This is a genomic window from Bradyrhizobium sp. CCGB12 (assembly GCF_024199845.1).
Taxonomy (GTDB): Bacteria; Pseudomonadota; Alphaproteobacteria; order Rhizobiales; family Xanthobacteraceae; genus Bradyrhizobium.
Genome location: NZ_JANADO010000001.1, coordinates 4069853 through 4090070, shown reverse-complemented (window position 1 = coordinate 4090070; position 20218 = coordinate 4069853). Strand labels below are relative to the sequence as shown.

The 20218-nt window shown below is 64.5% G+C and carries 19 protein-coding genes; 11 read left to right on the top strand and 8 right to left on the bottom strand.

Translation table 11 applies throughout. The features are described from left to right. Positions 1 to 4 precede the first annotated feature (4 nt). From NLM27_RS19260 to NLM27_RS19220, 9 genes are all read left to right on the top strand, one after another. The gene (locus NLM27_RS19260; RefSeq protein ID WP_254144810.1) at positions 5 to 973 is read left to right on the top strand and encodes a tripartite tricarboxylate transporter substrate binding protein; all 969 of its coding nucleotides are present in this window, start codon (positions 5 to 7) and stop codon (positions 971 to 973) included. After that, positions 970 to 1455: a tripartite tricarboxylate transporter TctB family protein gene (locus tag NLM27_RS19255; RefSeq protein WP_254144809.1), complete on the top strand. Its 486-nt coding sequence runs from the start codon at positions 970 to 972 to the stop codon at positions 1453 to 1455. The genes NLM27_RS19260 and NLM27_RS19255 overlap by 4 nt, the downstream gene beginning before the upstream one ends. Further along, complete coding sequence (locus NLM27_RS19250) at positions 1455 to 2954, top strand: tripartite tricarboxylate transporter permease (protein ID WP_254144808.1); 1500 nt, start codon at positions 1455 to 1457, stop codon at positions 2952 to 2954. Before NLM27_RS19255 ends, NLM27_RS19250 begins: the two co-directional genes overlap by 1 nt. A gap of 55 nt (positions 2955 to 3009) precedes the next feature. Then, a complete protein-coding gene (locus NLM27_RS19245) occupies positions 3010 to 3807 on the top strand; it encodes an NYN domain-containing protein (RefSeq protein ID WP_254144807.1) in 798 nt (265 codons plus the stop codon). A gap of 85 nt (positions 3808 to 3892) precedes the next feature. Then, positions 3893 to 5695, top strand: coding sequence for an adenine deaminase C-terminal domain-containing protein (locus NLM27_RS19240; protein WP_254144806.1), 1803 nt, complete (start codon positions 3893 to 3895; stop codon positions 5693 to 5695). 152 nt (positions 5696 to 5847) lie between these two features. Then, entirely contained in the window at positions 5848 to 7632 is a 1785-nt protein-coding gene (gene gcl, locus NLM27_RS19235) for a glyoxylate carboligase (protein ID WP_254144805.1), read from the top strand. Between the two features lie 12 nt (positions 7633 to 7644). Continuing rightward, positions 7645 to 8430, top strand: a complete 786-nt coding sequence (gene hyi, locus NLM27_RS19230) for a hydroxypyruvate isomerase (RefSeq protein ID WP_254144804.1) — start codon at positions 7645 to 7647, stop codon at positions 8428 to 8430. 207 nt (positions 8431 to 8637) lie between these two features. Further along, positions 8638 to 9525: a 2-hydroxy-3-oxopropionate reductase gene (locus NLM27_RS19225; RefSeq protein ID WP_254144803.1), complete on the top strand. Its 888-nt coding sequence runs from the start codon at positions 8638 to 8640 to the stop codon at positions 9523 to 9525. Between the two features lie 114 nt (positions 9526 to 9639). Further along, the gene (locus NLM27_RS19220) at positions 9640 to 10023 is read left to right on the top strand and encodes a DUF1236 domain-containing protein (protein ID WP_254144802.1); all 384 of its coding nucleotides are present in this window, start codon (positions 9640 to 9642) and stop codon (positions 10021 to 10023) included. Positions 10024 to 10066: 43 nt separating this feature from the next. On the opposite strand, the gene NLM27_RS19215 is transcribed toward NLM27_RS19220, so the two are convergent. The 3 genes from NLM27_RS19215 to NLM27_RS19205 form a co-directional block, all read right to left on the bottom strand. Beyond that, on the bottom strand, positions 10067 to 10444 hold the full coding sequence (locus NLM27_RS19215) for a VanZ family protein (RefSeq protein WP_254144801.1): 378 nt from the start codon (positions 10442 to 10444) through the stop codon (positions 10067 to 10069). A gap of 76 nt (positions 10445 to 10520) precedes the next feature. Next, entirely contained in the window at positions 10521 to 11129 is a 609-nt protein-coding gene (locus tag NLM27_RS19210; protein WP_254144800.1) for a thiamine pyrophosphate-dependent enzyme, read from the bottom strand. An 11-nt stretch (positions 11130 to 11140) separates the two neighbouring features. Next, positions 11141 to 11707, bottom strand: a complete 567-nt coding sequence (locus NLM27_RS19205; protein WP_254144799.1) for a thiamine pyrophosphate-binding protein — start codon at positions 11705 to 11707, stop codon at positions 11141 to 11143. A 257-nt stretch (positions 11708 to 11964) separates the two neighbouring features. Between NLM27_RS19205 and NLM27_RS19200 the strand changes: the two genes are divergently transcribed. Together NLM27_RS19200 and NLM27_RS19195 are read left to right on the top strand one after the other, a co-directional pair. Beyond that, on the top strand, positions 11965 to 13014 hold the full coding sequence (locus tag NLM27_RS19200) for a hydroxyacid dehydrogenase (RefSeq protein WP_254144798.1): 1050 nt from the start codon (positions 11965 to 11967) through the stop codon (positions 13012 to 13014). A gap of 196 nt (positions 13015 to 13210) precedes the next feature. Beyond that, entirely contained in the window at positions 13211 to 13447 is a 237-nt protein-coding gene (locus tag NLM27_RS19195) for a hypothetical protein (RefSeq protein ID WP_254144797.1), read from the top strand. Here the strand turns inward: NLM27_RS19195 and NLM27_RS19190 are convergent. From NLM27_RS19190 to NLM27_RS19170, 5 genes are all read right to left on the bottom strand, one after another. Further along, on the bottom strand, positions 13428 to 14006 hold the full coding sequence (locus NLM27_RS19190; RefSeq protein ID WP_254144796.1) for a GNAT family N-acetyltransferase: 579 nt from the start codon (positions 14004 to 14006) through the stop codon (positions 13428 to 13430). The genes NLM27_RS19195 and NLM27_RS19190 overlap by 20 nt on opposite strands. A gap of 6 nt (positions 14007 to 14012) precedes the next feature. Next, positions 14013 to 16367: an Orn/Lys/Arg decarboxylase N-terminal domain-containing protein gene (locus NLM27_RS19185; RefSeq protein WP_254144795.1), complete on the bottom strand. Its 2355-nt coding sequence runs from the start codon at positions 16365 to 16367 to the stop codon at positions 14013 to 14015. A gap of 101 nt (positions 16368 to 16468) precedes the next feature. Next, on the bottom strand, positions 16469 to 18670 hold the full coding sequence (locus tag NLM27_RS19180) for a xanthine dehydrogenase family protein molybdopterin-binding subunit (protein WP_254144794.1): 2202 nt from the start codon (positions 18668 to 18670) through the stop codon (positions 16469 to 16471). 7 nt (positions 18671 to 18677) lie between these two features. After that, positions 18678 to 19694 carry a xanthine dehydrogenase family protein subunit M gene (locus NLM27_RS19175; protein WP_254144793.1) on the bottom strand — a complete coding sequence of 339 codons (1017 nt, stop codon included), beginning with the start codon at positions 19692 to 19694 and terminating at the stop codon, positions 18678 to 18680. Then, complete coding sequence (locus NLM27_RS19170) at positions 19691 to 20182, bottom strand: (2Fe-2S)-binding protein (RefSeq protein WP_254144792.1); 492 nt, start codon at positions 20180 to 20182, stop codon at positions 19691 to 19693. The genes NLM27_RS19175 and NLM27_RS19170 overlap by 4 nt, the downstream gene beginning before the upstream one ends. Between the last annotated feature and the right edge of the window lie 36 nt (positions 20183 to 20218).

The following is a 20218-nucleotide window of genomic DNA, read 5'->3' as shown; positions in this document are numbered from 1 at the left end:
CCCGATGTTTCGATTTCCCGTGCGCCTTGTCGGCGCGGCCGTCGCGCTGACCCTGGCGGCAGCCACGCCGGCCCTTGCCCAGCAGCTCGAGCTCAAGCTGATGGCGCCGGCAGCGCCCGGCGGCGGCTGGGACCAGACCGCCCGCTCGATGCAGCAGGCGCTGGTGGCCTCGGGCGTTGCGCGCAGCGTGCAGGTCACTAACGTTCCCGGCGCCGGCGGCAGCGTCGGCATCGCGCAATTCGTCAACGGCGCCAAGGGCGATGGCAACCAGCTGATGGTCAACGGCTTCGTCATGGTGGGTGCGCTCGCCATGAACAAGTCGCCTGTCACCCTCGAGCAGGTGACGCCGATCGCGCGCCTCACCGAGGAAATCCAGGTGATCGTGGTTCCCGCGAATTCGCCGATCAAGACGGCGCAGGACCTCGCCGCCGCGGTGAAGGCCGACATCGCCAAAGTGACCTTCGCCGGCGGCTCGGCCGGCGGCGTCGACCATGTGATGGCCGCGTTGTTCGCGGGCGCCGTCGGCGCCGACGCGAAGAAGATCAACTACATCCCATTCTCGGGCGGCGGCGAGTCGCTGGCGGCGATCCTCGGCGGCAAGGTCACCGCGGGCATTTCGGGACTGAGCGAGTACGAAGGGCAGATCAAGTCCGGCAAGCTGCGCGCGATCGGCGTGACCTCGGAGAAGCGCATCACAGGCAGCGACATCCCGACCTTCAAGGAGCAAGGCATCGACCTCGTGATCGCCAACTGGCGCTCGGTGGTCGCGCCTCCCGGCATCACGCCGGAGCAGCGCAAGACGCTGAGCGACGCCGTCGAGAAGATGGTGAAGTCTGACGCCTGGAAGGAGATCCTCAAGCAGAAGGGCTGGGAGGACGCCTATCTCGGTGGCGACGCCTTCGCCGACTTCCTGAAGAAGGAAACGGCGCGCGTCACTGACGTGCTGAAATCGGTCGGCCTGGTCAAGTCATGACCTCAAGCGATCCCGCCCAGCCGCCGAGGCGCGTCGATCGCGCCGGCATCGTCATCGCTGCGTTGCTCGCAGGTCTCGCCGCGGTGCTGGTCTGGGACGCGAGCGGCCTGCCAACCACCGCGATGTATGGCATGGGGCCGGAGGCGATGCCGATCGTGGTCGCCAGCGGCCTTGCGCTGCTTGCGATCGGCAATTTCATCGACGCGATGCGCGGCAATCTGCCGGCGCGCGAGAGTTCCGATCCCGTGCCAGTGGTTCTGATCCTCATTGGCCTTGCGCTCCTGATCGCCATCATCGGCTTCGGCGGCGGCTTCATCCTGGCGACGTCGGCGCTGTTCGTGACGACGTCGGCGGCCTTCGGGCGTCGCGCCGTCCTCGTCGATTCCGTCATCGCCCTCGTCATGTCGACCCTCATCTATCTCGCGTTTGACCGCCTGCTGACGCTGAGCCTTCCGACCGGCCCTCTGGAGCGACTGCTGTGATGGACACTTTTGCCGCGCTGGCGCATGGCATGGCGGTCGCCGTCCAGCCGATGAACCTGCTCTATGCACTGATCGGTGTGTTCCTTGGTACCGCCGTGGGCGTGCTGCCCGGCATCGGCCCGGCCTTGACGGTCGCGCTGTTGCTGCCGGTGACGTACAAGCTCGATCCCGGTGGATCGCTGATCATGTTCGCGGGCATCTATTATGGCGGCATGTATGGCGGGTCGACCACGGCGATCCTCATCAACACGCCCGGCGAGAGCGCCTCGATGGCGACCGCGCTCGAAGGCAACAAGATGGCCAAGGCCGGCCGCGGCGGACCGGCGCTTGCGACCTCCGCGATCGGCTCTTTCGTCGCTGGCACCATCGCCACCATCGGACTGGCGTTCCTCGCCCCGTGGTTGGTCGATTTCGCCGTGCGCTTTGGACCCGAGGATTACTTCGCGCTGATGTGCGTCGCCTTCGTCACGGTGTCGGCGACCTTCGGGGATTCACCGGTCCGCGGCCTGACCAGCCTGTTCATCGGCCTGACGCTGGGCCTCGTCGGCATCGACAAGCTAACAGGTCAGGCGCGGCTCGCGTTCGGCGTCCCCGAGCTGCTCGACGGCGTCGAGGTGACGACGCTCGCGGTCGGCCTGTTCGCGGTGGGCGAGGCGCTTTACGTCGCATCGCGCCGCCACCACACCGAGGAGAAGCTCGAGCCGGTGCGCGGCTCGCTGTGGATGACGAAAGAAGACTGGAAGCGCTCGTGGAAGCCGTGGCTGCGCGGCACCATGTTCGGCTTTCCGATCGGGGCGCTGCCAGCGGGCGGTGCGGAGATCCCGACCTTCCTTTCCTATTCGACCGAGAAGCGGCTCACAAAACATCCGGAGGAATTCGGCAAGGGCGCGATCGAAGGCGTCGCGGGTCCGGAAGCCGCCAACAACGCCTCCGCCGCCGGCACGCTGGTGCCGTTACTCACGCTGGGACTGCCGACCTCGGCGACGGCCGCGATGATGCTGGCGGGTTTTCAGCAATACGGCCTCAACCCGGGGCCACTGCTGTTCGCCGAGCGGCCCGATCTGGTGTGGGGTCTGATCGCCAGCCTGTTCATCGCCAATGCGATGCTGCTGGTGCTCAACCTGCCGCTAGTCGGCCTGTGGGTGCGGCTGCTCGCGATCCCGCAGCCCTGGCTCTATGCCGGCATTCTCGTCTTCGCGACCATGGGCACGATCGCCGCAAAGCCGTCGGTGGTCGAATTGTCGATGCTCGCGGGTTTCGGCGTGCTCGGTTTCCTGATGCGCCGGTTCGATTTTCCCATCGCGCCTGTCGTGGTCGGCCTGATCCTCGGACCGATTGCCGAGAGCCAGCTGCGCCGTGCGCTGGCTATCAGCCTCGGCGATCCCATGGCGTTGGTCCAGAGCCCGATCTCGGCGACGCTGCTGGCGCTGGCCCTGATCGCGCTGCTGGCGCCCTTCGTGCTGAGGGGGCTCGGGCGATTCAAGGCGAACGAGGACTAGACGGCCCGACGCGCTGCGTCTTCGAATGTTGCGTCCATCTTGCTGAGGAAACGCCATGCCGTCGGAACTCCGCTCGCCGCGTCTCGCTGTCCTGATCGATGCCGACAATGCCTCCGCGAAGATCGCGGATGGACTGTTCGAGGAGATTGCCAAGATCGGCGAGGCCAGCGTTCGCCGTATCTATGGCGACTTCTCCAATGCGCGTTCCAGGGGGTGGGCCGACATTCTATCGAAGCACGCCATCATCCCGCAGCAGCAGTTCGCCTATACGACGGGAAAGAACGCGTCCGACATAACCCTGGTCATTGACGCCATGGACCTGCTCCACAGCGGCCGGTTCGATGGCTTCTGCCTGGTGTCGTCCGATAGCGACTTTACCCGTCTCGCCGCCCGCATCCGTGAGCAGGGCGTCGATGTTTTCGGGTTCGGCGAGCAGAAGACACCGGAAAGCTTCAGGCAGGCCTGTCGAAGGTTCGTCTACACGGAGAACCTGCTTGCCGGCACGGCGACCAACCAGGACGCCGCCTCGAGGTCCGTGCCGCTTCAACCGCCTGATGCCGCCACACCCATCATCAAGAAGGTCATCGCCCAGATGGAGAGCGAGGACGGTTGGGTCGCGCTCGGTGAGGTTGGAAAGCGGCTCGCCAATCTGGCTTCCGATTTCGATCCGAGGACCTTCGGCTTCCGCAAGCTGAGCGACCTCGTCCGAAAGACGAATTCGTTCGAGATCGATGAGACAAACGGCCGGTCCCTGCGGATTCGGGTCAAGGCCGCCGCACCACCTCAGGCAGCGCAGGTTCCGCGCAGGCGTTCAAGGTCGAGGGGGGCGGGCGGTTCGGCGCCTAAGACGTAAGCGGGGCGTGCCGTTATATTTGAGTTTGCCCGGTTTGGCGCTGGGCGTAACTATTGCTTGGCCGTAACGCCAAGCGAGGGTTCCTATGACAAAACTCACCCGCTTCACCGTCGCGCCGCTGCATTCGATGACCCGGTTTTTGGCCGATGTCGCCTCCGCGCGCGTGGCGCCCGATCTCGTCGTCACGGGTGCCCGGGTGCTCTCGACGTATTCGGAGCGCATCCATCAGGGGCGGGAGGTCTGGATCACAGGCGGCCGCATCGCCGCTGTGAAGCCGTCCGGGACGGCGAAGAAGATTTGGGGCGATGTTCCTCTTTACGACGCGGCGGGCGGCATCATCGCGCCTGGTCTCGTCGATCCGCACATCCACATCGAATCCTCGATGGTGACCGCCTGCGCCTATGCGGAAGCCGCGCTGCTCAACGGTACCACCACGATCTTCTGCGACAGCCACGAGATCGGCAACGTCATGGACGTCGCCGGTGTCGAGGCGATGCTGGAGGACGCGCGCGAGGCGCCGCTTTCGATCTTCCTGACGGTGCCGAGCACGGTGCCGGCAACGTCAGCGGAACTGGAGACCGCCGGCGGTGACCTCACGCCGGACAAGATCGCGGGCCTGTTCGACCGCTGGCCGGAAGCGGTGGCGCTTGGCGAGAAGATGGATTTTGTGCCTGTTACGATGGGCGACGAGCGCAGCCATGCCATCCTCGCCGCAGCCTTGAAGCGCGGACGGCCTGTGTCCGGCCACGTCTATGGCCGCGAATTCGTCGCGGCCTATGCGGCGAGCGGCGTCACCGACACCCACGAGGCGATCGACCGCGACATCGCTGATGATCTGCTCGATGCCGGCGTCTGGGTGTTTTTGCGTGGCGGCCCGCCGACCACGCCGTGGCATTCGCTGCCGCAGGCGATCCGGACAATCACCGAGCTCGGGGCCTCGCACAAGCGCACCGCCGTGTGCACGGACGATCGCGATGCCGACGATCTTCTGCTGTTCGGCCTCGACTGGGTGGTGCGCGAGGCCGTGAAAGCGGGGATGTCGCCGGAGCAGGCCTGGTCGATGGGCTCCCTGCATGGCGCCACGCGCTTCGGTATGGAGGGCGATATCGGTGGTCTCGGCGGCGGCCGTCGCGCCGATCTCGTGCTGATGGACGATCAGCTCAAGCCGCAATGTACCTGGTATGGCGGCGAGCTGATGGTCGAGCACGGCAAGATCACTGATAGCCTCGATCAGGCGTTGTCGCAGCGCTACCAGTATCCGAAGGCGGCCTACGCGACGGTCAAGCTGCCGAAGAAAATGAAGCTGACGCCGGAGCTGCCGTCGAGCGCCTGCACCGTCAATGCGATCAAGACCGCGTTGCCCGGCATCACACTGATCCACGAGAAGGTTGCGATCGAGCCGGCCGGGGATTGGCCGTCGCTGTTCGCGCGCTACGGCCTGTGCTTCGTCACAGTGGTCGAGCGTCACGGCAAATCGGCCGGCAATGTTGCCCATGGCCTGCTGAAGGATTTCGGCCTCAAGCGCGGCGCGGTCGCCTCCAGCGTCGGCCATGACAGTCACAACATCATCGTTGCCGGAACCAACGAGGGCGATATGCAGGTCGCGATCGCAGCGGTCAGGGATCGTCAGGGCGGTGTCTGCGTCGTCGCCGACGGCAAGGTGAGGGCGCTGGTCCCGCTGCCGATCGCCGGACTCTTGTCCGACAAGCGGGTCACCGAAGTGGCCGAAGAGGTCAAGGTGTTGAAGAAGGAGTGGGTGGAAGCCGGCTGCACCATCCCCTACATGGGCTTCAATCTGATTCCGCTATCGGTCATTCCGGAAATTCGCATCACCGACAGGGGCCTGGTGCTGGTGCCGCAGATGCAGCTCGCGCCGCTGTTCGAGTGATCTGCTTTCACGTGTATCTCGATCTAACCGATTGAGACCGCCGCGATTTTTCCACGGCTGCCACATCGTGGAAAATAAAATCGATCTCGTTGAGATTGGCTTCTGTGCGCCCGATGATCTCGCTCGCTGACGCAACTTGAGCGAGGTCCGATATGGCGAAGATGCGAGCTATCGATGCTGCCGTACGCATTCTGGAGAAGGAAGGCATTTCGACTGCCTTCGGGGTTCCCGGCGCTGCGATCAATCCGCTTTACTCGGCGCTGAAGAAGCGCGGCTCGATTCGCCACATCCTGGCGCGGCATGTCGAGGGTGCCTCGCACATGGCCGAGGGCTACACGCGCGCGAAGGCCGGCAACATCGGCGTCTGCATCGGCACCTCGGGGCCGGCCGGCACCGACATGATCACCGGGCTCTACTCGGCGATCGCCGATTCCATTCCGATCCTCTGCATCACCGGGCAGGCGCCGCGGGCACGGCTCTACAAGGAGGATTTTCAGGCCGTCGACATCGAGTCGATCGCAAAGCCCGTGACCAAGTGGGCGGTGACGGTGCGCGAGCCGGCGCTGGTGCCGCGCGTGTTCAGCCAGGCTTTTCACGTGATGCGCTCGGGCCGGCCGGGGCCGGTGCTGATCGACATGCCGCTCGACGTGCAGCTCGCCGAGATCGAGTTCGACGACGAGACCTACGAGCCGCTGCCGGTCTACAAGCCGGCCGCGACCCGCAAGCAGGTCGAGAAGGCGCTGGAGATGCTCAACGCCGCCGAGCGGCCGCTGATCGTCGCTGGCGGCGGCATCATCAACGCCGATGCGTCGGATCTCCTGGTCGAATTCGCCGAGATTGCCAACGTGCCTGTCGTGCCGACATTGATGGGGTGGGGTGCGATCCCCGATGACCACGTGCTGATGGCCGGCATGGTCGGCCTTCAGACCAGCCACCGCTATGGCAATGCGACGCTGCTGGAGTCCGATTTCGTGCTCGGCATCGGCAACCGCTGGGCCAACCGGCACACCGGCTCGGTCGAGACCTACACCAAGGGCCGCAAATTCGTGCATGTCGACATCGAGCCGACGCAGATCGGACGCGTGTTCAATCCCGATCTCGGCATCGTCTCGGATGCGAAGGCCGCGCTCGAACTCTTCGTCACCGTCGCCAGGGAGTGGCGCCGGTCAGGCAGGCTCCGCGAGCGCCAGGCGTGGCCCGCGGCCTGCCGCGATCGCAAGAAGACGATGCTGCGCAAGAGCCATTTCGACAACGTCCCGATCAAGCCGCAGCGCGTCTATGAGGAAATGAACAAGGCGTTCGGCCGCGACACCACTTACGTCACCGTGATCGGCCTGTCGCAGATCGCCGGGGCGCAGTTCCTGGGCGTCTACAAGCCGCGCAACTGGATCAATGCCGGCCAGGCGGGGCCGCTCGGCTGGACGTTGCCGGCGGCGCTCGGCGTGCGCGCGGCGTGTCCGGATCGCGACATCGTCGCGCTCTCAGGCGACTACGACTTCCAGTTCCTGATCGAGGAGCTCGCGGTCGGGGCGCAGTTCAATCTGCCCTACATCCACGTCGTCGTGAACAATTCCTATCTCGGCCTGATCCGCCAGGCTCAGCGCGGCTTCGACATGGACTACCACGTCCAGCTGTCCTTCGAGAACATCAACGCGCCCGAGATCGGCGTCTACGGCGTCGACCACGTCACAGTCGCCGAAGGCCTCGGCTGCAAGGCAATCCGCGTCACCGACCCGAAGGACACGCAGGCGGCATTTGCGACGGCACGCGAATTGATGGCCAAGCACCGCGTGCCCGTCGTGGTCGAGTTCATCCTCGAGCGCGTCACCAATATCGCGATGGGCACGGAGATCGACAACATCGTCGAGTTCGAGGAGGTGCTGGATCTGCCGCTCGACGAGGTCGGAAGCACGCGCGTGTTGCAGCCGGCAGAATAAGGGGACAGCATCATGCCGAAATTCGCCGCCAACCTCACCATGCTCTTCAACGAGATGCCTTTTGTCGACCGCTTCACTGCTGCGAAAGCGGCGGGCTTCTCCGGGGTCGAATATCTCTTTCCCTATGATTTCGACAAGGCGCAGCTCCGTGAACAGCTCGAGGCCCACGGCCTGACGCAGGTGCTGCACAATCTACCGGCCGGCAACTGGGCTGGGGGCGAGCGCGGCATTGCGATCCTGCCCGATCGCACAGCCGAATTCCGCGACGGCGTGTTCCGCGCCATCGACTATGCCAAGGCGCTGGATTGCGAGCAGCTCAACTGCCTCGTCGGCATCGCGCCCGCCGGTGCCGATCCGCGCGAGCTTCAGGAGACGCTGGTCGGCAATCTCCGCTTCGCGGCCTCGACGTTGGCGCGGGAGAACATCAAGCTCCTGGTCGAACCGATCAACACGCTCGACATTCCCGGCTTCTACCTCAATGGTACCGAGCAGGCGGTGCAGCTCATCTCTGAGGTGCGGTCGAACAATCTGTTCATCCAGTACGACATCTATCACATGCAGATCATGGAGGGCGATCTCGCCCGCACCATGCAGAAACATCTCGACCGCATCGCGCATATCCAGCTCGCCGACAATCCCGGCCGCCACGAGCCCGGCACCGGCGAGATCAACTATCCCTTCCTGTTCCGCCATCTCGACGCGATCGGCTATCGCGGCTGGGTCGGTTGTGAATACAAGCCGCGCACCACGACGCTGGAAGGCCTGTCCTGGCACGCCGCGCAGACATTCGAGACCTGAGGAAGACGCTGCGGCAGTGCACTCCCTCTCCCGCTTGCGGGAGAGGGCTGGGGAGAGGGTGCCTCCGCGACGGGATTCGTGAGATGCGTTGAAAATCCCCGGGCGGAGAGAGCCCTCACCCGGCGCTCTGCGCCGACCTCTCCCGCAGGCGGGAGAGGTGAGGGAGCCCGCGGATCGACTTAGCAAAATCAAGAGGAAACGACTGACATGATCGACATCGGCTTCATCGGACTTGGCACCATGGGACGGCCGATGGCCGGCCACCTGCTCGCGGCGGGGTATCGTGTTCTCCTGCATGACGTTGCGCCTGTCGCCCCCGAGCTGATCGCGGCCGGCGGCGTCGCCTGCAAGTCGGGTAAGCAGGTTGCCGAGGAGGCGGATGCGACCATCATCATGGTGCCAGACACGCCGCATGTTGAAGCGGTGCTGTTCGGCAAGGACGGTGTCGCCAGCGGTGTCTCCAAGGGCAAGATCGTCGTCGACATGAGCTCGATCTCGCCGCTGGCGACGAAGGAGTTCGCGAAGAAGATCGAGGCACACGGCGCGGACTATCTCGACGCGCCGGTGTCGGGTGGGGAGGTCGGCGCCAAGGCGGCGAGCCTCACCATCATGGTCGGCGGGCCCGAGCGAGCCTTCAACACCATGAAGCCGGTGTTCGACAGGATGGGCAAGAACGTCACCAGGGTCGGTGCCAATGGCGACGGGCAGACGACGAAGGTCGCCAACCAGATCATCGTCGCGCTGACGATCGAGGCGGTGAGCGAAGCGCTGTTGTTTGCGTCGAAGGCCGGCGCCGATCCGGCGCTGGTGCGGCAAGCGCTGATGGGTGGGTTTGCATCATCGCGGATTCTCGAAGTTCATGGCGAACGCATGGTGAAGCGCAATTTCGATCCGGGTTTCCGCATCGAGCTGCACCAGAAGGATCTCAACCTCGCGCTCGAAGGCGCACGTACGCTCGGCTTGTCGCTGCCGAGTACGGCGGTCGCGCAGCAATTGTTCTCGTCCTGCACTGCGCATGGCGGCAAGGCCTGGGATCATTCGGCGATGGTACGGGCGCTGGAACTGATGGCGGGGCACGAGATCGCCGCAGCGTAAACTGTTACGCAGGAACAGTCTTCAGAATTGATGCCTCTTTGGCCATGCGGGAACCGGAACAATGCTCCGGCCCCGCGGTTGACGGCGCATAACAATCACTGGAGACATGAGGACATGAAAACCCGTCTTGCGATTTCGTTGGCTGCAGCGTCGCTGTTGGCGTCGAGCGCAGCCTTTGCCCAGTCGACGACCGAACAGGGCGCCAGGGACGGCGCGCGGGCGGGCGGCGATATCGGCGGTCCGGTTGGCGCGATGGTCGGCGGCACCGTCGGCGCGGCCGTTGGCGCGGGTCTGGAAATTCCGAATGCGATTCTGGGCGGAATCCCGCGCAGTGAATCTGTTGTCGTGGAGGAGCGCGTCGTGGTCGGCGAACCCCTGCCTCCGAGGGTGGTGCTGCGTCCCGTGCCGAACTACACCGAGTATCGCTACGCGGTCGTGAACGATCGCCGCGTGATCGTCGAGCCGCGCACACGCCGCGTCGTCAAGATCATCGACTGATTTGCGCAGCCCTATGCGCTGAGAAGATGGGCCCTGCGGCGTGTCACTCCGCGGGGCCTTCGCTTGTCAGGACCGCATTTGTGCGAAGCCGGGCCATGGCCCAATCGGCGGCGGCCGCGACCACAAATCCGAGGCAAGCCGTGAGCGCGTCGACCAGAAAATCCTCCAGCCGGGCATGGCGGCCGGGTGCCCAAAATTGCATCAGTTCGAGCACGCCAATCATCACGACCGCAGCCGCTGCGGTCAGCAGGCGCCGCTGCCGATAGGCGAGGCCGAAGGCCAGTCCCACCAGGACGAAGGCAAGCGCATGTTCGCCGTCCTGGCCGAGATCGGAATGCGGCCGTAGGCCGGGGGGACCAAGGGTGGCGAAGGTGACGGCGGCCGCGAGCAGCCAGGCAAATAAACGAATTAAAATGGACATCCGGTTCGCTTAGCACAGATTTGCAACGGGCCGAAATGGCCCGTTATCGAATCCCCGTGTAGTTAATGACAAAATGTTAAAGGGGCTCACGCACGCCGAGGCCGTGCATGAAGCGCTCCCGGATCTGCACGGGGTCGCGGCGGGTGGTGCCGACGCCCGGTTTGTCGTCGATCCGGACGGCGATCAGGCTGGGCTCGGCAGCCGACATCGCATCCTCGACCAGCCGCTCGAAATCATTTTCGTCCGCCGCCCAGGCGCTGTTGGCGAGGCCGGAGCCGATGGCCATGGCGACGATGTCGGCTACGCTCGATGCCGGCGTCGGCTGCGCGCCGGTGATCTGATAGATGCCATTGTCCATCACGATCATCGTGAGGTTCTGCGGCTTCAACATCGCAATCGTCGAGAGCGCGCCGAGTTGCATCAGCAGCGAGCCGTCGCCCTCGAGCGCGAAGACGCGGCGGTCGGGCTGCGCCAGCGCCACGCCGAGCGCGATCGGGAAGGCGAGGCCCATGCTGCCGAGCATATAGAAGTTCTGCGGCCGGTGGCCGGCGGCCCAAAGATCGAAATTGGTGTTGCCGATGCCGCCGATCACCGCTTCCTCGTTTCCGAGCTTCGCGATCAGGCGCGAGGTGACGTCGAAGCGGTTCATCACCTTGGTGTTGCGATTGTCCAAGTCTGTTTTCATTTTCGCCGGGCTCACTTGTCGAAAACCTTGCCGCCCGTGAGCAGCGGGTTGAGGATCAGCGCCACTGGCGCCTGCGTGGTGACGGCCTGCTTGATCGAGCGGTCGGCGATGAATTCGAGCTCGTCGAGCCGGGTGATGGTGTGGTGCTCCAGCGCCAGCGAGTCCAGCACTGGCCGCATGGTGCGGCAAACCAGCGACTGGCCGTAGTTGAACTCGCCGAGCGTGCCGCGCTCGGAGACGAACATGATCAGCGGGATCTGGTAGGGCACCGCGAGCGAGGCCAGCACGTTGGCGAGCGTGGCAAAGCCGGAGGTCTGCATCAGCACCGCGCCGCGGCGGCCGCCCATCCAGGCGCCCGAGACGATGCCGACCGCTTCCTCCTCGCGGGCGGTGGCAAAGGTGGTGAAGAAGGGGTCGGCGTGCAGGTTCTTGATCAGCGGCGTCAGCACGCGATCGGGAACGTAGGGGATGAGGCTGATCTCGTTCCGCTTCAGGGTTTGCAGGACAATGCCGTGCCAGCTTCTTTCGCCGGCCCCCTGTGTTGCTTGGGTCGAGGTCTGCTGCTCCGCAATCGCCATTGAGTTCTCCCTTGGCGTATCTTCCTGGCCGCGCATGCTTCTTGTGATGACCATTGTTCTGGCCGTCGCGGCTATCAGCCGAACTTGACGCGGCGGGCGGGTTTGTCAACATGTCCCGGCCGGCACCGTGATCTGCGCCAGACGGCCTGCCGTGGCCGGCGCCCCCGTGTCATAAATGCGGCAACGAAAAAGCGGGAGGAAGCACGTGTCGCGCCGACCTTGCCGATCTTCCTCGCGAGCGAGCCGGAAGGGTCCTGATGTCGGTCAACAGCAAGCGTGTCGTCTACTCCAATTATTTAGCCAATCCGATCTATATCGACATCCTGAAGGCGCGGTCCGACGTCCGGCTCGATCGCATCGAGAACGAAAGCCCTGAGGATTTCTATGCGCCCATCCTGAGCGCGGCCCATGTCTACCAGATCGGGGCGGCCCGCGACGAACTGGCGCCGCATTTCCATGTCGATGCCGCCTTCCTGAAGCGCACGCCGAACTTGCTGCTCGTCTCCAGCAATGGCGCCGGCTTCGATCCTGTTGACGTCGAGGCCTGCACGGACGCCGGCGTCGTTGTCGTCAACCAGTCCGGCGGCAACGCCCATTCGGTCGCCGAGCACGCGCTGGCGATGATGCTGACGCTGTCCAAGCGTATCATCCAGTCCGACCGCCGCCTGCGTCGGGAGCGCGACGTCAACCGCAACGAGCTCGTCGGCAACGAGGTCGAGCACAAGACCGTCGGCATCATCGGGCTCGGCAATGTCGGCCGGCGCATCGCCGCGTTGTGCAAGGGCCTGCTCGGCATGAAGGTGTTGGCCTATGATCCCTATCTGTCGGCCGAGGTGATGGCCGAGCGGGGCGGGGAGAAGGTCGAGCTCGAAGAGCTCCTGCGCCGCGCCGATTTCGTCTCGATCTCCTGTCCGCTCAACAAGGGCAGTCGCAACATGATCAGCGTGCGCGAATTCGCGCTGATGCAGCCGCATGCCTATTTCATCACCACGGCGCGCGGCTTCATCCATGACGAGGACGCGCTGCTCCAGGCGTTGCGCGACAAGCGCATTGCGGGTGCCGGCCTCGACGTCTGGTCCAAGGAACCGCCGCCGCCGGAGCATCCGCTGCTCCAGTTCGACAACGTGCTGGCGAGCCCACATACCGCGGGGGTGACGATCGAGGCGCGCCAGAACATGGGCCGCATCGCTGCCGAGCAGGTGCTGGAGACGCTCGACGGCAAGCGTCCGCCGCGCATCATCAATCCCGAAGTCTGGCCGCGCTATGCGAAGCGCTTCAAGCAGGCGTTCGGCGTGACGCCGGGGTAGAGGTTCTCTCCGCGCATTGCGGAGCGATGCGCATTTGCGAACCTGGGCATTTCGAGATTCCCGGGTTCGGCTCCGCGAGCCGCCCCCCGGCATGACGGAGCGAAGGAACCGTGTTCGGATTTGATGCGCGTCAAAATCTCCCTCTCGCATTCAGGCTAAATGGGATTAGAGTGCCGCCGGGCAGGCAGGAGGTCCCATGTCAACTTATGTCGTCAAGTTCATGAAGGACGTGCTCGGTCAGTACGGCCGGCAGATCGAGGTGTGCCAGGGCACGCTCGAGATTGACGCCTCCGACGAGGACGAAGCCAGAGAGCGGGCCAAAGCGAAGTTTTGCAAGGATCAAGCTTTGCATCATTGGTCACTGCATGCCGACCGCATCCAGGTCAGAGCGGCTGACTTTCCGTCGCGAAGCCCTACCGCCCGGGCGTCGTGAGGGGCGGGGCTGCTGTCGAGCCTGCGCCGAGCGACCGCTGCACCATCACGGTATCGGACCAGCGGCCATGGCGATAGGCGACGCCGCAGAGCAGGCCGGCGCGCGCGAAGCGAAACTTCTCGTGTAGCGCCAGCGAGGGCGCGTTGTCGGCATCGATATAGCCGACCATCTGGCGGAAGCCGGCCGCCGCGCAGGCGTCGATCAAGCCCTGGAGTAGCAGCCGTCCGATCCCGCGGCCGAGATGCTCGTGATGGACGTAGATGGAATGCTTGGCGGTGTAGCGATAGGCCGGCCGCTTGCGGAATTGCACGCCATAGGCATAGCCCACGACCTCGCCGCGAAAAGTCGCGACCAGATGCGGCAGGCGGGTCTGCTTCAGGTTCTTGCGGCGGTCGCGCAGATCGTCCGGCTCGGGCGCGCCGGTTCCCTCGACATCGCGCGGGACGCCGTTGCGGACGTGATGGCGGTAAATTGCCAGCATCGCCTCGACATCGCTTTCGCGTGACGGCCGGACCAAAACCTGTTCGTCAGCTTCGCGCGCAATTGCTGTTTCGTTCATCGGCACCTACTCGGCAACGACGTAAGTGTAAAGCCCGATGCGCCCGTTCGCATCGATCTCCTTGTAGACGCCCTGGATTTCCACGTCGAACCCCGGAAACGTGTTGAAGCAGGTCTCGAACATCTTGAGATAATCGATCATGGGCTTCGCCCGTTCCGTAAGCCTTTCGCCCGGAACGATGGTGGCTATGCCCGGCGGGTAGACCACGAAGGGCGTGGTGGCGATGCGGCCCGCGATCGCTTCGATCGGAAGATAGTCGACATCGTTGCGGAACAGGTAGCGCGCGGCATCGCGGGGCGACATCGCGATCTCGGGCATGTGCTCGGGCATGAACTGCCGCGCCTGGAGCGCGCTGACGTCGGCAGCGCGGAAGAAGCGGTGCATCTCGCCGCAGAGGTCGCGCAGCCGGGCGCCGGCATAGCGCGCCTGCCGTCGCTGGTAGAACTCGGGGATGACGTCCGCCAGCAACGCGTTGTCGTCGTGCAGCTTCTTGAAGGCGACGAGGCCGGAGATCAGCGTCCCCGCCTTGCTCGCCTCGACGCCGGGTGTGAGCAGGAAGAGCAGGGAGTTGAGGTCGTTCTTCTCGGGGACGATACGGTTCTCGCGCAGATATTGCGCCACGACTGGTGCGGGGATGCCGTGCTCGGCATAGGCGCCGGTGCGATCGAAACCGGGCGTGAGCAGCGTCAGCTTGTTCGGATCGGTCATGGCAAAGCCTTCGCTGAGACCAGGGAAGCCATGCCAGGTGCTGTCGGGGGAAAGCTGCCACAGCGCGGTATTGGTGGCGAGTTCGTCGGTGGACAGCGTTTCCCACGCGACGTTATGCGCGGTGCCGGGGCGGCTGACGTCGGGAATGGCGACGCGGTCGGGAACAAAGGGTTCGAAGAACCAGCGGCGGTCCGGATTCTGCTCCTTCTCCTCGAACTCCCGGCGCATCGCGCGGATCTTCTTGCGTAGCTCGATGCCGAGGCGGATCGTATCGTCCCACAGCACTTCGCCCGAGCGGCCCTTCATCATCTGCGCGCCGACGTCGAGCGAGGCGAACAGCGGGTAGAACGGCGACGTGGATGCGTGTTGCATGAAGCTCTCGTTGAAGCGGCGATGCTCGACGCGCCGCTTCTGGCCGCGGATGTGACGGTCCTTGATGTGGATCTGGGAGGCCTGCGAGAAGCTCGCGAGCTGCTTGTGGGTGGATTGCGTCGCGATGATGCCGGGCGCCTCGGGCGGAAGGTTCGCAAGTCCCATCGCGAAGCGGCCGGCATAGAGCGGGTGGAACTTCATGAAGCCGGCCCAGGCCTCGTCGAACAGGATGTACTCGCAGAGATGGCCGATGCGTTTCAGGATCATCTCGGCGCTGTGGATGGTGCCGTCATAAGTGCATTGCTCGACGACGGCGACGCGGAACGGCCGTTCCTTGCGCCAGGCGTCCTTGTCCGTGACCAGGGGATGGTTACGGATCGCCTCGCGCAGGGTCTTCTCGTCGAGCATGTCCCAACGCATCGGGCCGATCAGGCCCCAGGCGTTGCGGATGGTCGGCACGTAGATCGGGACACCGCCATTGATCATCAGCGCGCCGTGATGGGCGGCCTTGTGGTTGTTGCGGTCGAACAGCACGAGATCGCCGTCGGTGACGAGCGCGCCGAGCGCGACCTTGTTCGAGGTCGAAGTGCCGTTGAGCACGAAATAGGTTTTTTCCGCGCCGAAGATTTGGGCTGCTTCCTTCTGCGCCTTCAGCGCGGGACCTTCATGGGTGAGCAGGTCGCCGAGATCGAGCACGGAATTGTCGAGGTCGTCACGGAACACGGACTCGCCGAGATGCTCGACGAAAACCCGGCCGATCGGGCTGCGGTTATAAAACACGCCGCCATTGTGCCCCGGGCAGGTCCAGAGCTGGTTGCCTTCCTCGGCATAGTCGACCAGCGCGCCGAAGAACGGCGTCTTCAGCGTCTCGGCGTATTGCTTCAAGCGGCTGATCAGGTTCTTGGCGATGAAGGTCGGCGTCTCCTCGGACAGGAAGACGTAGCCGTCGATGAAATCGAGCACTTCGACCGGCAAATCCTCGAACCGCTTGCGACGGATCAGCAGGATGATCGGGAAGTCGAGGCCCCGGCGTCGCATCAGATTGATCAGTGCTGAGGTTTTGCCCTCGAGCCCCTTCTTGCCCCAGTCCACCACCATGCAGCCGATCGCGGCGTCGGTCTGCACCGCCATCTCCGCATCCTCCAGCTTGCGGGCCCGGACCACCTCGAAGCCGGAGCGCTGGATCTCCTCGATGATCTGGTTGAAACGGACGCCCTCGAGATCGTCGGCGTCGAACACAGGTGCGGCGAACAGGAAGTTGAAGCGCTTGAAATAGTCCATGTGGGGTCCCGAATGTGCAGGAGATACAGCTCTCGGCACATTCGATGACAATTCGATGACAAGAACCTGAGTGCCGCGGGAGGGTTCGAGTGCCTGCGGCCTCAGTCCAGTATTTTGTCCAGTGTGACCGGGAAACGCCGGACGCGTTTGCCAGTCGCGTGATAGACCGCATTCGCGATCGCCGCAGGCACACCGACGATGCCGATTTCGCCAAGGCCCTTGACGCCCAGCCTGTTGATGAGATCGTCGGGCTCGTCGACGAAGATGACGTCGATGTCGTGAACGTCGGCATTTACGGGAATGTGATACTCGGCGATGTTCGCGTTCATGATCCGGCCGAAGCGGTGATCCATCACCGTCTCCTCGTGCAGCGCCATTCCGATTCCCCAGACCACGCCGCCCATGATCTGACTGCGGCCAGTCTTGGTGTTCAGGATGCGCCCGGCCGCGACCGCGCTCACGACTCGCGTGACGCGGATGACGCCGAGCTGCTCGTCGACCTTGACCTCGGCGAAGACTGCCGAATGGGTGTTGCGCGCGTGCGACTTGTCCTCTGCGAAATGATTGAGCTTCTGCTTCTCGATGCGCTCCAGCTTGCCGTGGCGCATCGCATCGGCGATCGAGACGGCGCGGACCTTGTCGGCGGCCTTGGCGATCGTGCCATCGACAAGGATCACGTCGGGCACATCGACGCCGCCGAGGGGCGAAGCAGGAATCGCCTTGGCGAGACGCGCGAGCTCCTGGCGAATGTCCTCGGCCGCGCCCAGCACGGCGTGCGCGCTCGACGCCGCCATCCAGGAACCTCCTTCGACCGGGGCCTGTGGCAAGGTCGAGTCGGCAAGCTTGACGTCGATATTCTCGATCGGCAGCCCGAGTGCGTCGGCGGCCACCTGTGCGACGATGGTGTAGGTGCCGGTGCCGATGTCAGACGCGGCGCAGGATACCTCGGCATGGCCGTTCGATGTCAACACGATGCGAACTGCAACCGGCATCTGGAGGGCTTCCCAGACGCCCGTCGCCATGCCCCAGCCGACCAGTTCCTTGCCATCGCGCATGGAGCGCGGGGCGGAATTGCGCCGGGCCCAGCCGAAGGCTTCCGCGCCGCGTGTGTAGCATTCGCGCAGCTGCTTGCTGGTGTAGGGCAGGCCTTCGCTCTGGTCGCGGTCCGAATAGCACTTCAGCCGCAGCTCGATCGGATCGAGCTTAAGCGCAACGGCCAGCTCGTCCATGGCGCATTCGAGCGCGCAGACACCGGATGCGGCGCCGGGCGCGCGCATGTCGCAGGGTGTGGAGACGTCGAGATCGACGAGCTTGTGGGAGTAGAGGCTGTTCGGGCTCTTGTACAGCTGTTCTGCCCAGCCGCTGTCATTGCGCGAAAAATCCTCGTAGCGCGAAGTCACGGCGGTGGCCTCGTGCGTGACGGCATCGAGCGTGCCGTCGGGCCTTGCGCCGAGCGCGACGCGCTCGATGGTCATCGGGCGGTAGCCGAGCCCGTACATCTGCTGTCGTGTCAGCACGACACGAACGGATCGCTTGAGTTCGATCGCGGCAAGCATCGCCAGCACCACCTGGTACTGCGGCCGCAAACCGGATCCGAAGGCGCCGCCGACATAGGGCGAGACCACGCGGAGATCATCGGGCTTCTTGTTGAACACGCTGCATAGATATTTGTGGACGTTCTGGACGCCTTGCGTCTTGTCGTAGACTGTAAGCCTGCCGCTGCCGTCCCGGACCACCGTGGTCGCATAGAGCTCCATCGGGTTGTGATGCTCGTTCGGGAGGACGTAATCCGCCTGGTGTCGTACGGCGGCTCCAGCTAACGCCGCAGCGGCGTTGCCGCGCGGCTTGTGCGGCTGGTCCACCTTGCCGGTTCTGCCATGTTCGGATTCGAGATCCGTCGCAAACGCCTCCTGCTCGTATTCAACCCGAACGCGGGTTGCGGCGAACTTGGCGGTCTCCCAGTCCTCAGCCACGACCAGTGCGATCGGCTGGCCGTTGAACTTGATCCTGTCGTCATAAAGGGGACGGAACGGCGAACCCTCCGGGGCGACCTCGTCCCTCCAGGCTTCGTCCTTGTCGGCGAGGGGCGGGCGATGCGCATGGGTGAGCACGTCGACTACGCCCTTCACGTTCAGCGCGTCGCTGGTGTCGAGGCGAGCGATGCGCCCGCGCGGAATGGTGGCCTCGACGACGAAGCCATGGAGGAGACGGTCTGTTGTGAATTCGCCGGCATATTTGGCGGCACCAGTGACTTTGGCCCGGCCATCGACCCGCGACGTTGGTGTTCCGACATAGGCGTTCATCGGGCCCTCACGCGATCTTCTTGTGAGCTTGTGATTGGGGCGTGGCGCTTGCGGCCTGCATCAGCGTACGCACGACGGCTCGGCGCGCGAGCTCGATCTTGAAGCCATTATGCGAGCGAGCGGTTGCTCCCTGGAGCAGCAGATCCGCGGCGCGCCCAAAATGATCCGGCGTTGCCTCCTGGCCGCGTAACGCCGCTTCGGCCTCGAGGCTTCGCCAGGGCTTGTGGGCCACGCCGCCGAGCGCAAGGCGCGCTTCGCTGATTGCGTTGCCCTCCAGTTCGAGCGCGGCTGCGACCGAGACCAAGGCAAAGGCATAGGAAAGCCGATCGCGGATCTTCAGATAGCTGTAGTTCTTGGCAAAGCTGTGCGGCGGGAGCTCGACTGCGGTGATGATCTCGCCGCTGCCGAGATTTGTATCGACATGAGGCTTGGCCTCTGGAAGCCGATGGAAATCGGTCAGCGCGATGGTGCGCTGACCGGTGCGGCCTGCGATGTGCACGAGCGCGCCGAGCGCGGCCAGCGCCACGCTCATGTCGGATGGATTGGTCGCGATGCAGGACGTGCTGGTGCCGAGGATTGCGTGGTTGCGGTTGAGGCCATCGAGTGCCGAGCAGCCGGTGCCGGGGCTTCGCTTGTTGCAAGCCGTCGTCGTGTCATAGAAATAGGCGCACCGCGTTCGTTGCATCAGATTGCCGCCGACCGAGGCCATGTTGCGCAGTTGCGCGGAGGCGCCGGCCAGGATGGCGCTGGCGAGCAGTGGATAGCGCTGCTCGATCAGCGGATGGTAGGCGAGATCGGAGTTCGGCACCAAGGCGCCGATGCGCAGGCCGCCGTCGGCGGTCTCCTCGATATCGCGGAGCGGCAGGCGGGAAATGTCGATCAGCCGGGAGGGCTGCTCGACATTTTCCTTCATCAAGTCAATCAGGTTGGTGCCGCCGGCAATCAGCTTTGCGCCGGGATCGGCGGCCAGCAGGCGGATGGCGTCGGCGATATCGGTGGCGCGGGAATATTGGAAGTTGTTCATGGCCGGCCCATTGCCTGCTGGATCGCGGCGACGATGTTCGGATAGGCGCCGCAGCGGCAGAGATTTCCGCTCATCAGCTCTCTGATCTCGTCGGCATCCCGGGCGTGACCTTCGGCCAGAAGGCCGGTCGCCGAGCAAATCTGTCCCGGCGTGCAATAGCCGCACTGAAAGGCGTCGTGGTCGATGAAGGCCTGTTGCAGGGGATGCAGCGCGCCATTCTTAGCCAAGCCTTCGATCGTCGTGATCTCGGCGCCATCCTTCATGACAGCGAGCGTCAGGCATGAATTGACGCGCCGGCCGTCGACCAGAACGGTACAAGCGCCGCATTGACCGTGATCGCACCCCTTCTTGGTGCCGGTCAGTTCGAGGTGATCGCGCAACGCGTCCAGGAGCGTAGTCCAGGGCATGAGATCGAGCTCGTGGCCGATGCCATTGACGACGAGACGAATGGGAATGCGTTCGGGAAGCTCATGCGTGGCATCGCTCATGTCCTGCTCCCTGCGACGGCGACCAAGCCGAGACGT